The 14,642-nt window shown below is 65.6% G+C and carries 16 protein-coding genes; 6 read left to right on the top strand and 10 right to left on the bottom strand.

Annotated elements, in window-relative coordinates; translation table 11 throughout:
• Positions 1–99: 99 nt before the first annotated feature.
• From NMQ16_RS12730 to NMQ16_RS12745, 4 genes are all read left to right on the top strand, one after another.
• Entirely contained in the window at positions 100–432 is a 333-nt protein-coding gene (locus NMQ16_RS12730) for a YqjD family protein (RefSeq protein WP_257081114.1), read from the top strand.
• Positions 433–511: 79 nt separating this feature from the next.
• Positions 512–742 (top strand): CsbD family protein, encoded by a 231-nt coding sequence (locus NMQ16_RS12735; RefSeq protein ID WP_257081115.1) that lies wholly within the window; start codon positions 512–514, stop codon positions 740–742.
• 208 nt (positions 743–950) lie between these two features.
• Positions 951–1,361 (top strand): hypothetical protein, encoded by a 411-nt coding sequence (locus NMQ16_RS12740; RefSeq protein ID WP_257081116.1) that lies wholly within the window; start codon positions 951–953, stop codon positions 1,359–1,361.
• A gap of 198 nt (positions 1,362–1,559) precedes the next feature.
• Positions 1,560–1,874: a BON domain-containing protein gene (locus NMQ16_RS12745; RefSeq protein WP_257081117.1), complete on the top strand. Its 315-nt coding sequence runs from the start codon at positions 1,560–1,562 to the stop codon at positions 1,872–1,874.
• A 78-nt stretch (positions 1,875–1,952) separates the two neighbouring features.
• Here the strand turns inward: NMQ16_RS12745 and NMQ16_RS12750 are convergent, their stop codons facing one another.
• The 3 genes from NMQ16_RS12750 to NMQ16_RS12760 all read right to left on the bottom strand — a co-directional run bounded on the left by NMQ16_RS12750 (position 1,953) and on the right by NMQ16_RS12760 (position 4,992).
• On the bottom strand, positions 1,953–2,564 hold the full coding sequence (locus NMQ16_RS12750) for a hypothetical protein (protein ID WP_257081118.1): 612 nt from the start codon (positions 2,562–2,564) through the stop codon (positions 1,953–1,955).
• 153 nt (positions 2,565–2,717) lie between these two features.
• On the bottom strand, positions 2,718–3,704 hold the full coding sequence (locus NMQ16_RS12755; protein WP_257081119.1) for an NADPH:quinone reductase: 987 nt from the start codon (positions 3,702–3,704) through the stop codon (positions 2,718–2,720).
• 28 nt (positions 3,705–3,732) lie between these two features.
• Positions 3,733–4,992, bottom strand: coding sequence for a D-amino acid dehydrogenase (locus NMQ16_RS12760; RefSeq protein WP_257081120.1), 1,260 nt, complete (start codon positions 4,990–4,992; stop codon positions 3,733–3,735).
• 178 nt (positions 4,993–5,170) lie between these two features.
• On the opposite strand from NMQ16_RS12760, the gene NMQ16_RS12765 reads away from it, so the two are divergent.
• Positions 5,171–6,184, top strand: coding sequence for a class 1 fructose-bisphosphatase (locus tag NMQ16_RS12765; protein ID WP_069037641.1), 1,014 nt, complete (start codon positions 5,171–5,173; stop codon positions 6,182–6,184).
• Here the strand turns inward: NMQ16_RS12765 and NMQ16_RS12770 are convergent.
• The 4 genes from NMQ16_RS12770 to NMQ16_RS12785 are packed head-to-tail and all read right to left on the bottom strand — an operon-like array spanning position 6,172 to position 9,785.
• Complete coding sequence (locus tag NMQ16_RS12770; protein WP_257081121.1) at positions 6,172–7,443, bottom strand: TIGR03862 family flavoprotein; 1,272 nt, start codon at positions 7,441–7,443, stop codon at positions 6,172–6,174. The genes NMQ16_RS12765 and NMQ16_RS12770 overlap by 13 nt on opposite strands.
• Entirely contained in the window at positions 7,443–8,090 is a 648-nt protein-coding gene (locus NMQ16_RS12775; protein WP_257081124.1) for a lytic transglycosylase domain-containing protein, read from the bottom strand. The genes NMQ16_RS12770 and NMQ16_RS12775 overlap by 1 nt, the downstream gene beginning before the upstream one ends.
• Positions 8,087–8,461, bottom strand: a complete 375-nt coding sequence (locus NMQ16_RS12780; RefSeq protein WP_257081125.1) for a VanZ family protein — start codon at positions 8,459–8,461, stop codon at positions 8,087–8,089. The genes NMQ16_RS12775 and NMQ16_RS12780 overlap by 4 nt, the downstream gene beginning before the upstream one ends.
• Complete coding sequence (locus NMQ16_RS12785; RefSeq protein ID WP_257081126.1) at positions 8,451–9,785, bottom strand: undecaprenyl-phosphate glucose phosphotransferase; 1,335 nt, start codon at positions 9,783–9,785, stop codon at positions 8,451–8,453. The genes NMQ16_RS12780 and NMQ16_RS12785 overlap by 11 nt, the downstream gene beginning before the upstream one ends.
• Before the next feature lie 205 nt (positions 9,786–9,990).
• Here NMQ16_RS12785 and epsL point away from each other — a divergent pair, with 205 nt between their 5' ends.
• Positions 9,991–11,214, top strand: a complete 1,224-nt coding sequence (gene epsL / locus NMQ16_RS12790) for an XrtB/PEP-CTERM-associated polysaccharide biosynthesis outer membrane protein EpsL (protein WP_257081128.1) — start codon at positions 9,991–9,993, stop codon at positions 11,212–11,214.
• Positions 11,215–11,221: 7 nt separating this feature from the next.
• On the opposite strand, the gene NMQ16_RS12795 is transcribed toward epsL, so the two are convergent.
• The 3 genes from NMQ16_RS12795 to pabB are packed head-to-tail and all read right to left on the bottom strand — an operon-like array spanning position 11,222 to position 14,626.
• Positions 11,222–11,758, bottom strand: a complete 537-nt coding sequence (locus NMQ16_RS12795; protein WP_257081129.1) for an adenine phosphoribosyltransferase — start codon at positions 11,756–11,758, stop codon at positions 11,222–11,224.
• Positions 11,755–12,816 carry an aminopeptidase gene (locus NMQ16_RS12800; RefSeq protein WP_257081130.1) on the bottom strand — a complete coding sequence of 354 codons (1,062 nt, stop codon included), beginning with the start codon at positions 12,814–12,816 and terminating at the stop codon, positions 11,755–11,757. The genes NMQ16_RS12795 and NMQ16_RS12800 overlap by 4 nt, the downstream gene beginning before the upstream one ends.
• A 7-nt stretch (positions 12,817–12,823) precedes the next feature.
• On the bottom strand, positions 12,824–14,626 hold the full coding sequence (gene pabB / locus NMQ16_RS12805; RefSeq protein WP_257081131.1) for an aminodeoxychorismate synthase component I: 1,803 nt from the start codon (positions 14,624–14,626) through the stop codon (positions 12,824–12,826).
• Positions 14,627–14,642: the final 16 nt, after the last annotated feature.

Here is a 14,642-nt window from a genome sequence, read left to right on the forward strand (position 1 = left end):
AGGTTCGCCAGCGCCCGGCGGGTCCGCCGGCCCTTCAATGCAGCGGTGAGATTCAGGGCTGCGCCCGCTTGCCGGCTGCGCCTTAATCAAGGAGGCACGATGAATACGGATTTCAATGGTGGTGACGCAGGCATCCAGGGCAAGAAGGATGCACTGGTGAGTGATGTAAAAGCGGTGGTGAGCGATGCCGATGCCCTGGTCAAGCAGGTGATCGACAGCACGGCGGGTGAAATTTCCGCGGCGCGCACGAAGATCGAGACGCGCCTGACCGATGCCCGCGCCGGCCTGGATCGCGCGGCGCATGCAGTGTCGGACAAGGTGCACCGCGCGGCGGACAACACGCGGGTCTATGTCAGCGAAAACCCTTGGAAGGCGATCGGCGTGGCCGCCGCCGCCGGACTGCTGGTGGCGCTGCTGATGCGTCGCCGCTGAACATCGCCGTCACGCGGAACGGCTGCGGGCGACCTGCCTGCAGCGCTCAACCTGTAGCTGGAAACCGAAAGGACATGAAATGAACTGGGATATCGCCGAAGGCAACTGGAAGCAATTCAAGGGCAAGGTCAAGTCGCAATGGGGCAAGCTGACCGATGACCAGCTCGACGTGATCGCCGGCAAGCGCATCGAACTGGCCGGCCGGATTCAGGAAGCGTACGGCATCACGAAGGACGAAGCCGAACAGCAGATCGAACAGTTCGAGAAGCTGAACGAAGACAGCACCCGAACGCCCGACAAGCTGCCTTGAAGCGTGCCTGCCCTCGTTGCGGGTCGGGGATATGTCGCATCCGGCGACGGTTCGTCGACCGCCTGATCAGTCGCTTCGTGGCGATACAGCGCTTTCGCTGCGAGTCGATACATTGTGTCTGGGAAGGCAACCTGCGGACCGCAGTGGTCGAACGCTCGGTCGCCGATCACTCTGCGACGCTCGGCAAGTGATTCCGGAAAGTACCGCCGTGCAGCTGCCTGACGGCGGTTCGTGTCTGTCGTGCGAACCCGTCGGACATCGGCTGCCGCGCACGATATTGCTGCTTGAGCCCGACCTTGCGCGAGCGGGTCGGATCCGGCTTGCGCTGATGGCGCTGGCCACATCACGCCTGCGCGTCGAATGGGCGGCCACATTGCCCGATGCGCTGCAACGCCTTGGCCGGGCGGAGATCGAGGCGGTATTGCTCGGCGGCCGTCCGTGTGATGGCGACGGCGCCGATACGCTGGACATCGTCCGTCAGGCGAGGCCGGATGTGCGGGTATGGCTGATGTGCCGGGCCGGTGTCGACGCTGCATCGGCGCTGCCGGGCACGTTCTGCCGGTTTGTCGAGGCGGAGCAACTGGAACGCCTGCCCGCCGAAATGGCGCTGACACCGTGATTTCTGTACGCCAGCGCACCGACGCTCAACTATGGCGAGCGCATGCTGCGAACGCTCCGGCCAGCGCGATGGTGCATGGCCGGACGTTTCCTGACAGACAGGGTCGCCAAGCGCTCGTCCCGTTCATCGAGCGCGTGCGTGCGATGTCCTGCCGAGCGACGTCAGGCGCTCGAACAGCCGTTTTCAAAGGAGTTTTCCATGCATGACATCAAACGATATCTGTCGGCCGCCTTTCTGGCCGTTGCCCTTGCTGGCGCCGTAGGCTGCGCTGCCACTTCCAAGCAGGAAGGTACCGGGGAGTATGTTGACGACAGCGTCATCACCACGAAGGTGAAGGCCGCCATCCTGAACGAAGCGACCTTGAAGGTCGCCGAGATCAACGTCGAAACCTTCAAGGGTGTCGTTCAGCTCAGCGGGTTCGTCAATTCCGCCGCCGACATCACGAAAGCGATCGAAGTGGCGCGCGCCGTGGGCGGCGTCAAGTCGGTCAAGAATGACATGCGCCTGAAGTAAGGCGCAGTCGTCCGCAGCACCCGAAGGCCCTTGCGCACATCGTGTGCAAGGGCCTTGTCACGTCTGCGGCACGAAACGTCAGATGCTGATCGCGCCACGTGTCCTGACCTTGCCGGTTGCCTTGTCGAGCAGCGCCTTCACCTCTTCCGGGGTCGGCAGCAGCGCCTTGAATTCGGGTGCCTGGAAGTAAAGATTGACGCGATGATTGCCGAACGGTTCAAGCGCGTCGCACGACACATAGTGCTGAGTGCCCTCCCGCGCGTCGGTGCGTTCGTCGATGAGGTCGAATTCGCCGGTTTCGCAATTGGCGTCGCCGACGCGGACGGACGAGAAGTAGGCCGGATCGTCCTTCATGATGAGGGCCGTCCAGGCGCTGAGTTGCGCGGGGGTGACCCGCTCGCCGAAGGTTTCTATCGTCAGTTGCAGACCCATGCGATCACCGCTGCGCCCGGCGAGGAAGGTGCAGATTTCAGTGTGGGTATCGACCGGCGCATCGGCCTGGCCCTTGTAGAGATTCAGCACGTCCGTCGCCGGGAGGCGCTCGATGCCGAAGCCCATCTCAGCCAGATCAGCGGTATCGACGAGGTCACATGGTGTCTGGCCGGTTTCGCCGGCCGATGCGGTATGGCAACCCGCGGCCACCATCATCGCGAAGCCGTATCGGCGTACTGACGTCGCATTCGAAGTCATGTTCCGTCCTCCCGGGGGCTCCAGAGTGAGGCGACGCGGATGTCCGTTTGCATGCCGGGTCGCGCTGCCGTCGCGGGCCCGCGAACGCGCACGGCAACGCTACCTTATCGTACATCCAATGTGCGCATGGCTGCGCACCCGGGTACCCGAGGCTCAGTCGAGCGCCAGCACGATGTTGCCGACCACCTGGCCCTGTTCGATCCGGGCGTGCGCGTCGGCGATCTGCGTCAGAGGCAGGCGTTCCGCGATGCGATGGATCACGCGGCCGGTGGCCAGCAGCCGGTTCAGGGTGTCGATCACCGCGCGGCGCTCGGCTTCGTCCAGCGTGTAGACGAGGATCACGCGCAGCGTGATGTTGCGGGCCGCCAGTGCGAAGAAGGGTAGTGAAAACTGCGGCGTTCCGCTGCCATAGACGATCCATTCGCCGCCCGGACGCAGCAGTCCGATGTCCATGACGGCGTTGGCGGCCACGTCAACTTCGACGATGCGGTCGACGCCACGGCCGCCCGTCGCAGCGGCCACTTGCGCGGCGACATCTTCGCTGCGGTAGTCGATGACCTGGTCGGCGCCCGCTTCGCGGGCAAGCGCGGCCTTGGCCGCGCTGCTGACGGTTGTGATGACTTGTCGCGCACCGAGCAGTTTTGCAAACTGCACGGCGTAGTGACCGACCGAGCCCGCACCGCCCGCCACCAGTACCGATTTGCCTGCCACGCCGCCGTGCGTGAGCAGTGCGTGCATCGCAGTGGTCGCCGGAATGCCCAGGCAGGCGCCGGCTTCGCCGCTGATCGGGTCAGCCAGGGCGATCGCCTGCGCCTGCGGCAGCGTGATGAATTGCGCTGCGGTACCGCAGGCGCGGCCCCAGGCCGCGTTCCACAGCCAGACTCGTTCGCCGATGCGCGCGGCACTGACGCCCGGTCCGACCGCGTCGACGATGCCCATGCCGTCGCTGTGCGGAATGATGCGCGGAAAGGGCATGCCGCCCGCCCGCAGGCCGGCACGCGCCTTGACGTCGGACGGGTTGACACCGGACCACTGCAGCCTGACCCGCAGCTCGCCCGCCGCCGGGACCGGATCGGGCAACTCTGCAACCTGCAGCACCTGATGGGCCGGGCCGGTCTGGTCGTAGAAGGCTGCGCGCATGGGAAATGTCCGGTCGGGCGCCGGCGCGTCAGTGACGCTTGCCGGTCAGGTGGGGGAATTCGATGTCCGAGCTGCCGCCGTCGAGGAGATCGGCGAGCAGACGGGCCGAGCCGCAGGCCAGCGTCCAGCCGAGCGAGCCGTGGCCGGTGTTGTACCAGAGCCCCGGTAGGCGGCTGCGGCCGATCAGCGGCACGTTGCCGGGCGTGCACGGGCGCAGTCCGGCCCACGCCTGCGCGGCATCGATATCGCCGGCGTCCGGGCACAGCGTGCGGGTCAGTCCGGTCAGCAGTCGCACGCGTTCGTCGTCCACGGTGACGGTGTGACCACCCAACTCGGCCAGACCCGCCACGCGGATGGTGTCGCCGAGACGGGACATCACGATGCGGTGCTCTTCATCGGTGATGCTGACGTGCGGCGCATTCGGACCGGCCGGAAAGGTGATCGAATAGCCCTTGATCGGATACAGCGCCGGGCGCGGGCCATGCTGTTCGACCAGCGCGCGCGTGTAGGTGCCCAGCGAACACACGATCTGGTCCGCGCACAACAACCCGCGCACGCCGCGCGCATCGCGGACAGCCACGCCGCGCACCCTGCCTTCGTGCATATCGAGGCTGTCGGCCGTGGTTTCGAAATGGAAAACAACACCGGCGTCGGCACAGCGCTGCGCCAGCTGGCGGGTGAAGGCACAGGCGTCGCCCGATTCGTCGTTCGGCGCGAACAGCCCGCCGATCAGGTTGCGCGTGCTCGACGCGAGCGCCGGTTCGATGTCGATGCAGCGCGCGGCATCGCAGACGTCGATCCGGATGCCGTGCTTTTGCAGGATGCGCGCGCGCTGCTGCGCCCGGGCCAGTTCCTTGCGGTTGAAGAACACATGCAGGATGCCGCTTTCGGCGTGAACGTATTCCAGTTGCAGGGTGCGCCGCAGCGCGCCGAGTTCGACCTGGCTGCGGATGGCCAGCCGTGCCAGCGCGTCGGTGTTGGCCCGCACGCGTCCGGGACGGCATTGCAGCAGGAACGCGGCCATCCAGCGCCACTGGCGATGGTTCACGGTCGGCGAAAAGCGCACCGGCGCGGTCGAACGGCCCATGCCGCGCAGGCCGATGCCGGGCGCCTGCGGCGTGGCCCAGGGGCCGGCGTGGCTGACCGAAATCTGGCCGCCATTGGCGAAGCTGGTTTCCATGGCCGGTTGCTTCTGACGGTCGACCACAGTGACGGAATGTCCCGCCTGGCGCAGATACCAGGCGGTGGTGATGCCGACGACGCCGGCACCTAGAACGAGTATGTGCATGCGGATCTGATTCTGAAGGACACCATCAGGACTGTTCTGACAGTCTGCAGGTTCCTTGTGTGAGCACCGACCGGCAACCAAAAACAGGGTCGAAACGGCAGTCGGCGTGAAATCCTGCGAGGCGTTTCATGGTGCTGTGCACGATAATCGATTTTCTGACCCTACGGAGCCGTACCCCATGTCCCGCATCACCCTCAGCCAGTTCCTGATCCAGCAACAGCGCGACGGCGAGCGCATCAGCGCGGAGTTGCGCTTTCTGGTCGAGGTGGTGGCACGTGCAGTCAAGGCGATCGGCAACGCGGTGGGCAAGGGCGGACTGACCAATTCGCTCGGGGAGGCCGGCGGCGAGAACGTGCAGGGCGAGGTGCAGAAGAAACTGGACGTGATCGCCAATGAAATCCTGCTCGAGGCGAATGAGTGGGGCGGTCACCTTGCCGCGATGGCGTCGGAGGAAATGGACGCGCCACACCAGATTCCGAACCGCTACCCCAAGGGCGAGTACCTGCTGCTGTTCGATCCGCTCGATGGCTCGTCGAACATCGATGTGAACATTTCGACCGGCACCATCTTTTCGGTGCTGCGCTGCCCGGATTTTGCCAATGGCGGTGCCGCAGCAGTGGATGAAAGTGCGTTTCTGCAGCCGGGTACGCGCCAGCTGGTGGCCGGCTATGCGGTGTATGGTTCGGCGACCCAGCTGGTGCTGACGCTGGGCGAGGGCGTGCATGCCTTCACGCTGGATCGCGAAACAGGCAGTTTCGTCATGACGACCGCCCACATGCGCATTCCGGACGATACAAAGGAATATGCGATCAATGCTTCGAATGCGCGTTCGTGGGAAGCGCCGGTGAAGCGCTACATCGACGAGCTGATCGCCGGCAAGACCGGCCCGCGCGGCAAGGACTACAACATGCGATGGGTCGGCTCTATGGTGGCCGACGTGCATCGCATCCTGACGCGCGGTGGCATTTTCCTGTATCCGAAGGATACGAAAGACCCGACCAAGCCTGGCAAGCTGCGCCTGATGTATGAGGCGAACCCGATGGCGATGCTGATCGAGCAGGCCGGCGGAGCAGCGACGACCGGCTATCAGCGCATCCTCGACGTGCAGCCGGAAAAGCTGCATCAGCGGGTGCCGGTCATCCTGGGGTCGAAGAACGAAGTCGAGCGTGTGCTCGGCTATCACTCGGCCTGAAGTGCGGCCTGACGCGGCGCGGCGGCAAGCCGCCTGAGCATGCCGGCCGCCGCGACGCGACCGCTGGCCATGCTGGCAGTCAGCAGATAGCCGCCGGTCGGCGCTTCCCAATCGAGCATTTCACCGGCACAGAACACGCCGGGCAGTGCCTTGAGCATCAGGTCGGCGTCGAGCGACTCCAGCGTCACGCCGCCCGCGGTGCTGATGGCTTCGGCCACCGGCCGGGTGGCGGTCAGGCGCAGCGGAAGGGCTTTGAGTGTTGCCGCGATGCGCGCCGGATCGCTCAGTGCCGCCTTGTCAAGTACCTCGAACATCAATCCGGCTTTCGCCCCGCTGATGCCCAATCGTCCGGCCAGATGTGACGACAGCGAGCGCGCGCCGCGCGGGTGGGCGGCTTCGGCCAGCACGCGCGCCGGCTCGTGGGCCGGCAGCAGATCGAGTGCGATATCGACAAAGCCGTCGACGTCCAGCCGTTCGCGCAGCGCGGCAGACAGCGCATAGATCAGGCTGCCCTCCAGTCCGCTCGCGCTGATCAGGCATTCACCGCTGCGCGATATCGACCGGCCTGTCGCGTCGGTGAAGCCGATACGCACATTCTTCAGTGGCGCCCCTGAATGCCGCCGCGCGAAATGGGCGCTCCACGCAAGGTCGAAGCCGCAGTTCGCCGCACGCAGTGGCGACACCGCAATGCCACGGCTTTCGAGCAGTGTCGTCCAGCTGCCATCCGAACCCAGTTGCGGCCAGCTCGCACCCCCCAGCGCGAGCAGGGTGGCTGCTGCCGGTCTGGCGACATCGCCGTCCGGCGTGTGAAAGCACAGCCGACCCTCGTCGTCCCAGCCGGTCCAGCGGTGATGCATGTGGAAAAGCACGCCGGCCGCACGCAGACGTGTCAGCCAGGCGCGCAGCAGCGGCGCGGCCTTCAGGTCGCGCGGAAAGACGCGGCCGGAGGAACCGATGAAGGTGTCCACGCCCAGCCCGTGTGACCAGGCGCGCAGGGCGTCGGCGTCGAATCCGGCCAGCCAGCGCCCGACGTCGTCGCTGCGTTCGCGGAAGCGTTCGATGAACTGCGGCAGGGCTTCGCTGTGCGTGAGGTTGAGCCCGCCCTTGCCGGCGAGCAGGAACTTGCGACCGACCGAAGCCTTGCCGTCGAACAGGTCGACCCTGATGCCGGCGGACGACAGCACTTCGGCGGCCATCAGACCGGCCGGACCGCCGCCGACGATGGCGACTTCCAGCGCCGGCGGCAGACTGGCGTGCATCAGTTGGCTGACTGGATCAGGCGCATCTCGCTGCTGTCGGCGCGCAGCTTGTAGGGACTGGGTGGCACGACCGGTTCGGGCGGTGCGGCAAGGCGCTTCAGCGCTTCGTAGCGGTCATTCACGCGCGGCACATAGGCGCGCGTTTCCGCGTAAGGCGGCATGCCGCCGAACCGGCGGACCGCGCCGGCGCCGGCATTGTAGGCAGAAAGTGCCAGTTCGACGTCGCCGAAGTCGTCAAGCAGGTCGCGCAGGTGACGTGCGCTGGCGCGCAGGTTGTCGGCCGGCTTCAGGGCGTCGGTCACGCCATAGGCCCGTGCGGTCGCCGGCATCATCTGCGCCAGACCGAGCGCGCCCTTCGGAGACACGGCATGAGAATTGTAGGCGGATTCCGCCTGCACGACGGCATGCAGCAGTTCGGGGTCGATGCCGCCGGCCGTGGCCGCCTGTTCGATCTGCGCGGCGAAAGGCAGCCCGCTCAGTGCCTGCCGCCTGGCTTCCCGCAGTTCCACGTCGCTGAGCCGCAACAGTTCCGGCTGGAGCAGGCGATAGGTCGTGCCGTCGCCAAGGCTGAGCCGGTATTCCGAGCCGTTGGCCTGCGCCAGCAGCGGCAGGCCGGCAAGCAGAAGAACGATCCATCCGCGCGTCATGAACGCATGCCTCGGGCCACGATGTACCGTGCAAGCAGCACGGCGAGAACGATGCCGACACCATTCGCAAGCAGGTCGGCCAACTCGGCTTCGCGACCGGGCAGGGCGAGCTGGCGCCATTCGTCATACAACGCGATCGCGAATGCGAAGACGGCACAGCTGTAGAGCCAGCGTTGACCGACGGCGAGCCAGAGCGAAAAGGCGATGGTGCCGAAGGTGGCCATGTGGGCGAGCTTGTCCCATGGGCTGGGAATCAGCCCGACCGCCAGTTCGGTCTCGCCGAGTCTGACCAGACTGGCGATCATCAGGGTGGCGACGAGCATTGCAAGCCACTGGACGACCGGCGGGCGCTTCACGGCCTCAGTACGCATTGCGGTCCTTGAACACCACCGCAACGGTTTTGACGATGATCCACAGGTCAAGGCCGATCGACCAGTTGCGCAGGTATTCCAGGTCGAACTCGATGCGCTTCTGCATCTTGTCAACCGTTTCGGTTTCGCCGCGATAGCCGTTGACCTGCGCCCAGCCGGTGATGCCCGGCTTGACCTTGTGGCGGACCATGTAGCCCTTGATCAGCTTGCGGTAGGTTTCGTTGTGCGCCACGGCGTGCGGTCGCGGACCGACGATGCTCATCCGCCCCTGCACCACATTGAAGAACTGCGGCAGTTCGTCGAGCGAGGTGCGGCGCAGGAAGCCGCCGAAGGGCGTGATGCGCTGATCATTTCGCGTCGCCTGCTTCACCACCGCACCATCGTCCTGCACTGTCATCGAGCGGAACTTGTAGACCACGATCTCACGGCCGTCGAGACCGTAGCGGCGCTGCCGGAACAGCACCGGGCCGGGTGAGGTCATCTTCACGCCGATGGAGATCGCCAGCAGCAGCGGTGAAATGAGCAGCAGGATCAGGCACGAAAGCACCACATCGCTGCTGCGCTTCACCAGGCCGTTGATGCCGGTGAACGGCGTGTCGCACACCGCCACGACCGGCACGCCGGCCACGTAGTCCATGCGGCCCTGGATCAGGTCGGTCAGGAAGATGTCCGGTGCGAAGAACACGCTGGCCGTGGTGTCCTTCAGATCGTCGAGCAACGCGAGGATGCGCGGCTGGCTGGCCATCGGCAGCGCCAGATAGATCTGGTCGATGCGATGCGTCTTCACATAGGCGGCGAGTTCGCTCAGGCGCCCGAGCAGCGGATGCCCGTTGAGTTGCGTGATGCGCTCCGGCGACCGGTCATCGAAATAGCCAAGACAATGAATGCCGAGGAAGGGGTTGAAGGCAAACTGTTCGGCCAGCTGAACGCCGATGTCGTTGCAGCCGACGATGATGACCCGGGTCTGGTTCTCCACCTGCGCGGCAGACCGTTTCAGGTAGGCCCGTGCGGTGAAGTGGGCCACCAGCTGGGTCGCCGGCGCGGCCACGAGCCACGCCAGCACGACATCGATCGGAAAGTTTTCGATGTACTGGCTCGCGTAACCAAAGAACAGCAGGATGAACGAGATGAGCATCCAGTTGATGACGCACTGCCGGACGACGCGACGCGGCCGCATGCTGAGCAGCGACGAGCCCGGGAAGGACAGCGAGAACACGACCAGCGACAGCACGACGTAGCGCGCGTCGACGGTGTCGCCGAAATAGAGGGCGCATGCGATCAGCGAAAGGATGAGCGACAGCGGGTCGAGGAACATCTCGACCATTCCGGGAAGACTTAGCGGTGCCCGCAATACGGAAGTGTTACGCTCAAACTTGGCGAGCATTGAGATTGAAACCGATGTATTCAAACTTGGGGAGATCTTGGGAAGACGCGTCGCCGTAGAATAGCGGACGACCGTTGTCCGATTTTTACGATTTACGCGTCGGCAAGGAAAGCGTCACAGTCTGCAGCCATACTATTTTAGTGCAATGAACAATAACTTTTCGCTTCTTCCGCGCTCGCTGCAGTGCCTGCTGATCGTGATCTTCCCGCTGTGCGCGTCTGCCGGGGAGGGTGATGTATTCAGTCTCGTGACGTCCGCTGCATGGCAGTATCAGGACAACGTGTTCTATCTGCCGGACGGTCTGGAGCCGACGTCTTTCGGTTCGAACACGCCGCGCGGCGACCAAAGCTGGACCGCCACCCTCGGCTTCACTGCCGACAAGATGATCGGCCGCCAGCGCCTGACCGCGAGCGCCTCGCAATCGGCCGTGCGTTACAACGACCTGACGCTGCTCGACTACGAGGGCCAGAACATCGCCGCCGGCTGGCAGATGCAGGTCGGCAGCGATTTCTCGGGCAACCTGCGCTACACCAACCGCAAATCTCTGGGCGGCTTCGGCGACTTCCGTTCGACTGTGCTCGCCAAGAACATCATTGATGCGGAAACGCTGCGTTTCGACGGCGCGTACAAGATCGACGCCTACTGGTCGCTGTTCGGCGGCGTGGGCAAGGACACCCGGCGCAACAGCACGGCAATCCGGCGCCGCAACGACGTTGACATCGACCGGATGGAAGCCGGTGTGCGCTACACGACGCGCGGCGGCACGGCATTCGAGCTGCTGGGCCGGCGTACCGACGGCGACTATCCGCAGCGCCTGCCGATCTTCAACCAGACCAATTCGTACTCGCAGAAGGACATCGAGTTGCGTGTGCGCTGGCAGCCGGTCGGCCACTCGCGCTTGTCGGGCGCCATCGGCCAGTCGAAGCGGGAGCACGAAAATGTGCCGCAGCGCGATTACGACGATGTCTACGGCCGGGTCGGCTGGGAGTGGCAGCCAACCGGGCATACGGCCGTGAATTTCCAGGCCGAGCGGCAGATTTCGGCGCTCGATGACAACTTTTCCAGCTATTTCCGCACCACCACCTATTCCATCGCGCCGATCTGGCAGGCCACCGGCAAGCTCCGGGTAGATGGGCGGGCGCAATGGGTGGCACGCGACGGCGAAGGCGATACATTCTTCACCGCACTCGGGTTTGACGGCACGCCGCGTCAGGAAGATCTGACCACCTACAGTCTCGGCGCAACGTGGGCGATCGAGCGCAACCTGTCGGCCAATGTCGAAGTGCGCCGCGACGAGCGCGAGTCGAGCAACCAGTTCTTCCAGTACCGCGTGCGCAGCGTGTCCGCGTCGCTGCAGTACGTTTTCTGAACGCCCTTCAGTAGCGCAGCAGCGCCCGCGCGTCCCAGCCCTGCGCGGCAAGCCGGGCTGTGCCACCGAGATCGGGCAGGTCGATCAGGAAGCGGAAGGCGGCGACCTTGCCGCCCGCCTGGCCAATCAATTCACCGCAGGCCAGCGCCGTTCCGCCGGTGGCGATCAGGTCGTCGATCACCAGTACCCGCGCGCCCGGCTTCACCGCGCCGACCTGCATTTCCAGCCGGTCGCTGCCGTATTCCAGCGCGTAATCGATGCCGTGGTTCGGACCGGGAAGTTTCCCCGGCTTGCGTACCGGCAGCAGACCGCAGCCGAGCCGCTGCGCGACGGCGCCGCCGAGCAGGAATCCCCTTGCTTCGATGGCGGCGACCAGATCGATGCTGTGCGGCGCGACGCCTTCGGCCAGGGCCTCGAGTGCCAGCGAGAAACCGTGCGCATCGGCCAGCAGCGGCATCACGTCGCGGAACTGTATGCCGGGCGACGGGAAGTCGGGAATGGTGCGGATCAGCGCCTGCAGGTAGCGTGCGTCATCGATGTTCATCGGGTCGGTTCCTTTGCCGGTGGCAGATCGAGGCGGGCGCGCCGTTCGTCGCGCGGCAATGCGGCCAGCTCGCGCAAGGTCGCCCAGACCGCAGGCAGGTCGGGAGACGCATCGATCAGCCGCGTGAAGGCAGGCTTGGCCGCGCTGTACAGGCCGATCGACGCGAGGGTGGCATTGTTGATGTCCTGGGCGAACCAGCGGTCGTAGCCGCGAAAGCCACCCCAGTCGCGTTCGCGCACCGCGGCGTATTCATCGCCGAGCGCCCCGATCAGGCGCGCCTTTTCACGGCGTTTTTCGGCGTCGCTCGACGGCGACCGATAGACCTCATCGAGCGCTTCCCGGTACTTCAATACCAGTGCGGCGAAATCGGCGCGGATGCGCTGGTTGCGTTCGAAACCTGCGCGCAGTGCGTGCTTGCCCGGGCGCATCATCCAGCGTCGGACACCTTCCTCTTCCACCGCACTGGCAAAGGATTCGTTGAACTCGGTGTCGTCGCGCACATAGACGATCTGATGCGACAGCTCATGCACGATGAGCCGCACCAGTTCGATTTCCGGGTAGTGCATGAAGGTGTTCAGCAGCGGATCGTCGAACCAGCCGAGTGTGGAGTAGGCCGGTACGCCACCGACATGCACGTCAAGCCCTTCAGCGCGGCGTGCCTCGGCGTAGGCCCGCGCGTCGGCTTCGCCGAAGAAACCGCGGTAGCTGACGCAGCCCGCGATGGGGAAGCAGGACTGGGCCGGCTGCACCGACAGCGGATCGGCGGCAAACACGTTCCACACGACGTAGGGCCGACCCAGATCGGCGTAACGACGGTAGCTGCCATTGTCCGGCAGCGCCATTTCGCGGCTGGCCCAGTCGCGGATCTCGACCGCCAGCGCAAGCCTTTCGCGCAAGGTCTGCGGTGTGGCAGGGTCGGCACCGATCTGTCCGACCGGTCTGGCCAGTCGCCACAGTTCGAACTGTCCGCTGGCCGCCTGCCAGTAGTAGTGCGGCGAGAAACTGCCGTTGCAGCCGACGAACAGCGGCGTCAGGGCCAGCAGGAACAGGCGTCGCAACGCTGACTCAGCCCGCGTCACGGTCACCGGCGAACGGGTCTGCGTAGGCGGGCACCGGCACCGGTGTGGTGTCGGCCGGGCTCTCGTCGAGATTGACGGGTATCCAGCCGCGTACGCTGTTGATGAACCACATCTGTTGCGCACGGGCGAGATCGTCGCGCGTCAGCACCTGTTCGCGCAGCACGCCGCTGTCGACCAGATCGCGCCGCAAGGTGCCATCGAGCAGGCCGCTGGATACGGGGGGCGTCAGTTGTTCGCCATCGATATCGAGCACCAGATTGCCGCGTGTGAACTCGGTCAGTTCGCCGGCGTCGTTCCACAGCAGTACATCGAACGCGGAGCCGGCACAGTGCGAGAAGTGGGCGTCATAGACCGAGCGCCGGGTTGTCTTGTGATACAGAAAAGGTTCGGCGCGCGACACGGGTTCGACCGCCAGACGCACGCTGCAGGCACGCGTGTCGGCGCTGCCGGCGGCCGTGCTGTCGAGCCGCACGGCGCCATCGGCGCCATACAGCAGGCGCACGCGGAAGCGGCCCGTCGGGTGGCGCAGCGCATGGGCCTCGAGTGCCGCGCGGGCCGCATCGGGGGCGTCGAAGCCGAAGAAGCGCGCCGACGCGGCAAGCCGCGACAGGTGTCGTTCCAGCAGCCCGTACTGGCCGTCTTCAAGCAGCAAGGTTTCGAGCAGCTCGAAATCCCGCGCGGCCCGGGACAGGAAACGGCTCTTGGTGCGCACTTCCTCGTACTCGTCGGCCGCCACCGAATCCCATGTGATGCCGCCGCCCAGACCGCAGCACATGCGGCCGCTGGCCGCATCGAGCGTGACGGTGCGGATCGCGACGTTGAACCGGGCAGCACCGCCCGGCGCGATATGGCCGATCGCGCCGCAATAGACCTCGCGCGGTGTGGTTTCGAGGTCTGAAATGATGTCCATCGCCTTGAGCTTGGGCGCGCCGGTGATCGAACCGCACGGAAACAGCGCGGCGAACACATCCTCGAGCGTCACTTCAGGGCGCGTGCGCGCGGTGATGGTGGATGTCATCTGCAGCACGGTCGGGTAGTTCTCGATCGAGAACAGATGCGGCACCTGAACGCCGCCGGGCATCGACAGCCGCGACAGGTCGTTGCGCAGCAGGTCCACGATCATCAGGTTTTCGGCGCGGTTCTTTTCCGAGTCACGCAGCCAGCGCGCCAGTTCAGCGTCCTCGCGCGGCAACTGGCCGCGCCGTGCCGTGCCTTTCATCGGTCGAGTGGTGAGCACGCCGTCCTGCCAGGAAAAGAACAGTTCGGGCGAGGCTGACAGGATTCGGTGGCTGCCGATGTCGGCGTAAGCGCAGAAGTCAGCCTGCTGGGCGACGCGCAGACGCTCGTAGAAAGCCCGCGCATCGCCCTCGAACGAGGCCAGCGCGCGGATGGTGTAGTTCATCTGGTAGGCGTCGCCGCGCCGGATCGCGGCATGGATGGCCTCGATGCACTGTTCGTAGCGCTCGCGCGGGGTGTCCAGCGTCCACTCGGAAACCGAAAAGGCGGCGGGCGCATGGGGCGGCGCATCGAGCGGCGCCTCGTGCAGGCCGAACCACACCAGCGGCAATGTATTGCCCGGCAATACGCGGGCGGCGCGGTCGAACGCCGGGGCGGCCTCGTACGCCACGAAACCCGTCGCATGCAGACCGTCGCGCGCAGCCTGCGCAACCCGCTGCAGCGCCGGCCTGACGGCAGCGGGCGTTTCGGCACGCACGATCTCCACCGGGGGGCCGAACACCAGACGCCGGGGCAGCCGGCTGGGCGAGGCGAAATCCAGTATGAATGTCATGGGCAGGCGGGTGCGC

The organism is Methyloversatilis sp. XJ19-49, assembly GCF_024580145.1.
In the GTDB taxonomy this organism is placed as follows: Bacteria; Pseudomonadota; Gammaproteobacteria; order Burkholderiales; family Rhodocyclaceae; genus Methyloversatilis.